Raw genomic sequence first — 7,351 nt, forward strand, 5'->3', positions numbered from 1 at the left:
TCCCTCCCGCGGACGGGGGACAAAGCGAGCATGGACATCGAGAAATTCACCGACCGCGCCAAGGGCTTCCTGCAGGCGGCGCAGACCATTGCCATCCGCGAATACCATCAGCGCGTCACGCCGGAGCATTTGCTGAAGGCCCTGCTGGATGACGAGCAGGGGGCGGCCTCCGGCCTCATCTCCGCCGCCGGCGGCGATCCAGCCCGGGCGAAGCAGGCGGTGGACGCGGAGATTGCGAAGCAGCCCAAGGTCTCCGGCGGCGGCGCCGGCCAGCCGCAATTCACGCCCGATATCGTCCGCGTCCTCGACGCCGCCCAGCAGCAGGCGCAGCGCGCCGGCGATTCCTATGTGGCGCAGGACCGGCTGCTGGTGGCGCTCGCCCAGAGCGACTCGCCCGCCGGGCGCATCCTGAAGCAGGCCGGCGCCGATGGCGCCAAGCTGGACGCCGCCGTGGCGCAGCTCCGCAAGGGCCGCAAGGTGGATAGCGCCAATGCCGAGCAGAGCTTCGACGCGCTGAAGAAATACGCCCGCGACATCACCGAGGCGGCGCGCACCGGCAAGCTGGACCCGGTGATCGGCCGTGACGAGGAGATCCGCCGCGCCATCCAGGTGCTGGCCCGCCGCACCAAGAACAACCCGGTGCTGATCGGCGAGCCCGGTGTCGGCAAGACCGCGATCGTCGAGGGCCTGGCGCTGCGCATCGTCAAGGGCGATGTGCCCGAGGCGCTGAAGAACAAGCGCGTCCTCGCCCTCGACCTCGGCGCCATGGTCGCCGGCGCGAAATACCGCGGCGAATTCGAGGAACGCCTCAAGGGCGTGCTCTCCGAGGTGGAGCAGGCGGCCGGCGAGATCATCCTGTTCATCGACGAAATGCACACGCTGGTGGGCGCGGGCAAGGCGGATGGCGCCATGGACGCCTCCAATCTGCTCAAGCCGGCCCTGGCCCGCGGCGAGCTGCACTGCATCGGCGCGACGACGCTCGACGAATACCGCAAGCATGTGGAGAAGGATGCCGCGCTGGCCCGGCGCTTCCAGCCGGTCTTCGTCGGCGAGCCGAGCGTGGAGGACACCATCTCCATCCTCCGCGGCATCAAGGACAAGTACGAGACGCATCACGGCGTCCGCATCACCGACAGCGCGCTGGTGGCGGCGGCGACCCTCTCCAACCGCTACATCACCGACCGCTTCCTGCCGGACAAGGCGATCGACCTGGTGGATGAGGCGAGCTCCCGCCTGCGCATGCAGGTGGACAGCAAGCCGGAGGAGCTGGACGCCATCGACCGCGACCTGACCCGGCTGCGGATCGAGCGCGAGGCGCTGAAGAAGGAGGAGGACGCTGCCTCCCGCGACCGGCTGGCGAAGCTCGAGAAGGAGCTGGCCGATCTCGAGGAGCGGTCGCGCGAGATGACCTCGGCCTGGGAGGCGGAGAAGGGCAAGGTCGTCGCCACCCAGAAGGCGAAGGAGGAGCTGGACAAGGCCCGCACCGAGCTGGAGCTGGCCGAGCGCCGCGGCGACTACGCCAAGGCGGGCGAGCTGAAATACGGCGTCATCCCGGGGCTGGAGAAGCAGATCGCCTCCGCCGGCGACGGCGATGCGCGGCTGGTGAATGAGGCGGTGACGGAGGAAGGCATCGCCGCCGTCGTCAGCCGCTGGACCGGCATTCCGGTGGAGAAGATGCTGGAGGGCGAGCGCGCCAAGCTGCTGAAGATGGAGGACCAGCTCCGCCAGCGCGTGGTGGGGCAGGAGGAGGCGCTGGAGGCGGTCTCCAAGGCCGTGCGCCGGGCGCGGGCCGGGTTGCAGGACCCGAACCGGCCGATCGGCAGCTTCCTCTTCCTCGGCCCGACCGGCGTCGGCAAGACGGAGCTGGTGAAGTCCCTGGCGAACTTCCTGTTCGACGACGAGCGGGCGATGACGCGCATCGACATGTCCGAGTACATGGAAAAGCACGCCGTCTCCCGCCTGATCGGCGCCCCGCCCGGCTATGTCGGCTATGATGAGGGCGGCGCGCTGACGGAAGCGGTGCGGCGCCGGCCCTACCAGGTCATCCTGTTCGACGAGGTCGAGAAGGCGCATGAGGATGTGTTCAACATCCTGCTCCAGGTGCTGGACGACGGCCGGCTGACGGATGGCCAGGGGCGGACGGTGGATTTCCGCAACACCATCATCGTGCTGACCAGCAATCTCGGCAGCATGGCGATCGCGGATCTGCCGGAGAGCGCGGATATCGAGGAAGCGCGGCCGGCGGTGATGCGGGCGGTGCGGGACCGGTTCCGGCCGGAATTCCTCAACCGGCTGGATGAGATCGTGCTGTTCCGGCGCCTGGCGCGGAGCGACATGGCGGCGATCGTCGATATCCAGCTCGGCCGGCTGCGCAAGCTGCTGGCGGAGCGGCATATCGCGCTGGAGCTGGACGAGTCCGCGCGGGAATGGCTGGCGGAAGCGGGCTACGACCCGGCCTATGGCGCCCGGCCGCTGAAGCGGGTGATCCAGCGCAGCCTGCAGGACAAGCTGGCGAACCGGCTGCTGGAAGGCAGCATCCATGACGGTGAGGTGGTGCAGGTGACCGCCAGCGCCGATGGGCTGGAACTGCGGCAGGGACCCGTCGCCGCGGCGGCTTGAGGGAGGGCTCTGCCCTCCCTCTCACGTTGGACGCAGTGCGTCCAACCCCACCCGCAAAGGGCCGAAGGGCCCTTTGAACCCTTGAGTTTTGCGTCTCGACCGACGGGTCCAAGACTCATGGTTTCCAAAGGCCTTTCGGCCTTTGGCGGGTGGAGCTCGAGGAGGGCAGAGCCCTCCTCGACCTACAGCAGGTCCGCGCTGCCCGCCTTCACATCCAGCGCAAACGCCAGGAACTGCGTCACCTGCGTGTCGCTGAAATTGTCGTCCGCCACCATCACCAGGCTCTTCCGCCCATCCGCCAGGTCGGGGCCGAAGGTCATGCCCTCGATATTGTCGAGCGGAATGCCGAGGTCATCCAGGTCCAGCAGCAGCGTCTTCTGCGCCGGAATGTAATCCTGCCCCGCCAGCGCCGGCAGGCCCGAGACATCCGTCGCATCCTCCGTCCGCACCAGGTACAGCCGGATGTCGTTGCCGGCAACGCCGGTGGAGAAGGACCGCTCCAGCGCCAGCATGGTGCCCTGGTTGTCCAGCGCCAGCAACTCCGCCAGCCCGTTGGTGGCGAAGGCATCGACCGGCATCGGTGCATCGACGATGGGGTCGGTCAGATAGGCGTATTCCGCCGTCTCCTGGCCCGTCGCCGTGTCATAGGCCAGGATGCGCGAAGGCGAGCCGGCCTCGACCGTTGCATCCGGCCCGTCCTGGTACAGCGCATCCTCCGTGCCGACGAACAGCGTCTTGCCGTCCGGCGTCACGGTCAGCCCCTCGAAGGCCAGGTTGTTGCGGATGCCCGAGGATTCGTCGGCGGTGGGCGTGAATTTCTCATCCACCGGCAGCTCCGCGATGCGCTGCCCCGTCAGGTCGAACTGCGCCACGAAGGGCGAGATGAGCTGGCTCGCATCGCCCTCCGAGGAGAGATAGAGCGTGCCGTCCGGCGCCAGGGCCAGCCCCTCCGGGTCCAGCGAATTGGCCGGGAAATGCTGGCCATCCTCCTGCCCTAGCCGGTGCACGCCCTTGAAGGCGACATCGCCCTGGGAGAGCGCGCCATCCTCCAGCCCGATATCCAGGGTGAAGAAGCGCGCATCCGCCGAGCGGTCATCGGCGAGCGCGTAATACTGCCCCGTCGCCGCATCCCAGGTGATGGCGGAGAGCCCACCGATCTGCAGCCCGCCGAAGCTGTGGCCGAAGCCGATATCGCTCTCGCCGAGGAATTCGATGCCGCCGACCCGCGCCTCACCGGGGAACAGGCCGGTGCTGGTCGGCAGGCCGAATGGCACGCCGAGCAGGTCGCCGATGAAGTCGTAGGCGCCGAATTCCTGGGCGCCGTAATTCGCGTCGATCGGCGTGACGGTGATGTGGCCGGCAGCGAAGGCATTGCCCTCCGCCAGCGGATCGTCCGTCACCACCGGACCGCCGAATTCCAGCTTCGCCTCGCCCTCCGTGCCGGTCGCCACGGCGCGCAGGTCGTGGTCGGTGGCGGCGTCCATGCGGGTGAAGACCACGTCGGACGGATTGGCGTATTTCGGGATGTTGACGTTCAGCCCGACGCCCTGCGGCAGCAGCGTACCATCGGCGCCCGCCGTCGCCTGCAGCTCCAGGATCAGGTCGGCGGTGATCTGGCTGGCATGCCACAGGCTGCACCAATCGGTGCCGTGCGACGAATCCACCTCGGTGGAGACGGCGATGGAGGGCACGCCGTAATTGAACACGCCGGCGACGGCGGCGGCCAAGGTGCCGGACGTCACGCCCTCATAGCCGAGGCTCGGCCCACCATCGATGCCGGAGACGATGAGGTCAGGCCGCGCCACGCCGGTCAGCAGCGCGTCCAGCCCGGTATAGACCGTGGTGCTCGGCGTCGCCGCCACCGCATAGCCATCCGTGGTGTGCTCCACGGCGAAATCCGTCAGCGTCAGCGCGGTGCCGAGGCCGTCCTGCGCACTCGCCGGCGCCACCACCGTGACCTCGTAGCCGAGATCGAGCAGGGTCTCGCGCAGCAGCTCGAGGCCCGGCGCATCGGCGCCTTCCTCATTCACCAGCATCACCTTCAGCGGCTGCGCCTCGGGCCGGTCCCAATCGCCCAGCTTGCCGTCCAGCCGGTCCTCCAGCGCCAGGCGCTGCTGCTCGGAGGCCGTCCAGTTCCCGTCGATGGGCGAGAGCGTCACCCGGCCTTCGAGGAATTGCGCGCCCTCGGAGATCGGGTTGCCGGAGGGATCGGTGTTCGGCGTGAAGGTGGAGTTGTAGAGGCCGCTCGGCTTCTCGCCGATCGGGTAGCTGGCGGAGGATTCCTGGTCGATGCGCGTGATGGCGAGGCCGAGCGGATCGGCAGTGCCGGGGATGTTGATGGAGAGCCCCTTGCCGCCGGGGATCAGTGCGCCGCCTTCCGGCCGCGCCGCCTCGAGCTTGTCCAGCAGGCTGACGAGGAATTCCGCCGAATTGGCGTAGGCAGTGTCATAGCTGCCATCCTCGGAGCCGGCCGAGAGGGCGATGGCCGGAATGCCCCGCTGCAGCGCCGCGACGGCGGCGTTCACGGTGCCGGAGATGTTCTCGCTCTCCCCGGTATTGTCGCCCCGGTTGGTGCCGGAGATGACGATGTCCGGCGCCTCGCCGCCGAACAGGTCGAGCACGTCGAGACCAACCAGCGTGGCAGCGACGGGGCGGCCATCCACCGCGTAATTGCCGGGCGAAAATTCGGTGACGGCGAAGGGCTCGTCGAAGGCGGCGGGGCCGCCGAGCGAGCTGCCCTGTGCGCTCTGATTCGCCGCGGGCGCGACGATGTGGACATTCTCCCCGGCGGCCTTCAGCGCGTCATAGAGCGCGATGAGGCCTGGCGAATCATAACCGTCATCATTGGTGAGAAGTATGTTGAGCGACATGGCGACCTCCGCAGGATCCCGGCGGCAGCGGGACTAGAGGCCGGTCGATGACGGTCACCCGCACGTCGCGGATCACGAATCACGGATTCCGGAGCCGCATCCGTGCTGTCCAGGAATGGCGCGCGGGCAGCGCGTTGTTCTGCCACCACTGTTCCGGCTCCGGGCCACTCGCCGGTGCCCGCGGCCGCAGTGGCGCGGATCAGGGCGCCAGCGCCACCTCCTGCCAGGGCGACAGCTGCGAAAGATGCGCCGCCAGCACCGCCTGCCGGGCGCGGAAGGCGGCAAGCTGAGGGCCTTCCAGCCGCAGCGCCGGCACCGCTTCCAGCCGCGCCGGATCCACCGGGCGGCCATCCGCGATGACCTCGAAATGCAGATGCGGGCCGGTCGCCAGGCCGGTGGCGCCGACGCGGCCGATCACCTCGCCCTGCCGCACCGCCGTGCCCGGCCGCATCGTCGCGCCGATGGCGGAGAGATGGGCGTAGAGCGTTTCCCGCCCGCCCGCATGGGTCAGGCGCAACACCCGGCCATAGCCGCTGCGCCAGCCAGCCTCCGCCACCACGCCATCGGCCGCGGCGAAGACCGGCGTGCCGCGCGGTGCGGCGAAATCCACCCCTTGGTGTTGGCGGGTGAAGCCCAGCACCGGATGGCGCCGCTGGCCGAAGCCGGAACTCACCTTCGCGCTTTCCAGCGGCGTGCGGAGGAAGGCGCGGCGCAGGCTGCGCCCGGCCGCGTCGAACCACTCGCCGCCATTCGGCGTCTCCTGCCGCCAGAGCGTCAGGCGCTGGCCGGAGAGGTGGAATTCGGCATAGACGGCCGCGCCGTCGCGCAGCACGCGGCCCTCGGCGTCGCGGAAGCGCTCGAAGAGGATGGTGAAGCGGTCCCGCGGGCCCACCTCGCGCTGCAGGTCCACGGCTTGGGCCAGGCTCTGCACCAGTTCCCGTGCCAGGGGGGCAGGCAGGCCGGCGGCGCGCAGATCCTCCACCACCACGCCACGGATGGCGCCGGCGGCCAGCGCCAGGCGGCGATAGGCCCGCGCCGCCACTTCCTCCGTCCGCCAGCCGGCGCCGTCCCTCGTGGCGGTGACGAGGCGGCCGGGTTCGGGCTCGAGGGCAAGGCCGATGAGGCGGTCCGTAGCGGCGTCCTGCTGCAGCGTCAGCGCCTGGTCGGGGCGCAGGCGCTGGCCGGGCAGGTAGGGGGAGAGGGCGGCCAGGGCGGGCGCGGCCTGCTCTGGCGGGATGCCGGCGGCGGCGAGGAGGCGGGCAGGGGAGTCCTCGCCCACCGGCTGCAGCCTGTGGGTGACCTGGTGGGGTGTTTCTGCCGGGGGCTGGGCCGGAGCGGGGACGGCTTCGAAAGCGAGGCAGGCGAAAACGGCGCAGCGCCACAGGCGCCGCCGGCGATGCGGCATGAAAACCCCTCCGAGGGCTGGAATGCGTGCGACACCTCCCGGGAATAGCGTGCGCTGTCAACGGATTGACATGTGCGGTTTCGAGACGAGGTGAGGTGGTGAAAAAACCCGGAAAAACCCGTTTGACAGGGGGCGGGGAGGGGACTAGAAGCCGCCTCCCGACGACGAGCCGCCTGGCTCCGAGACGGGACGCGGAACGGGGCCTTGACTGCGGTGGTGAGAGCCACTAAGTTCACTGGCCCGCGGATGACGCGGACGCTCCCCACCCGGCAGGGTTCAGCCGGTCGGGCCTTAGGGTTCTACCCTTGGGCCGGCCGCGCGGGGATTTGTTCATTGACAAGTGTATCTGGTTTTTGGAAGCGCGTTCAGTGGTTTTGGTGTGCTTTTAGGTTTGGGTCTGCCTGAGGGTGGTCCTGGTCCTGGGGTGGGATGCGCGGGCGGCGCTGCTGCTGGGCTG

General features: G+C 69.4%; 3 protein-coding genes. 1 reads left to right on the plus strand and 2 read right to left on the minus strand.

The window, feature by feature from the left end; translation table 11 throughout:
- Window positions 1-30: 30 nt before the first annotated feature.
- The gene (gene clpB, locus E5N76_RS27605) at window positions 31-2,619 is read left to right on the plus strand and encodes an ATP-dependent chaperone ClpB (RefSeq protein ID WP_149541197.1); all 2,589 of its coding nucleotides are present in this window, start codon (window positions 31-33) and stop codon (window positions 2,617-2,619) included.
- A gap of 182 nt (window positions 2,620-2,801) precedes the next feature.
- Here clpB and E5N76_RS27610 read toward each other — a convergent pair whose 3' ends face one another.
- Window positions 2,802-5,489, minus strand: coding sequence for an esterase-like activity of phytase family protein (locus tag E5N76_RS27610; protein ID WP_149541198.1), 2,688 nt, complete (start codon window positions 5,487-5,489; stop codon window positions 2,802-2,804).
- A gap of 199 nt (window positions 5,490-5,688) precedes the next feature.
- Complete coding sequence (locus E5N76_RS27615; protein ID WP_149541199.1) at window positions 5,689-6,768, minus strand: M23 family metallopeptidase; 1,080 nt, start codon at window positions 6,766-6,768, stop codon at window positions 5,689-5,691.
- Window positions 6,769-7,351 lie beyond the last annotated feature (583 nt).

It is taken from the genome of Siccirubricoccus phaeus (genome assembly GCF_008360935.1).
Classification (GTDB): Bacteria; Pseudomonadota; Alphaproteobacteria; order Acetobacterales; family Acetobacteraceae; genus Siccirubricoccus; species Siccirubricoccus phaeus.

What these genes read in the sequence shown, in the direction of transcription:
- clpB (WP_149541197.1), top strand. Translation starts at nt 31, where the DNA reads ATGGACATCGAGAAATTCACCGACCGCGCCAAGGGCTTCCTGCAGGCG.
- E5N76_RS27610 (WP_149541198.1), bottom strand. Translation starts at nt 5,489, where the DNA reads ATGTCGCTCAACATACTTCTCACCAATGATGACGGTTATGATTCGCCA.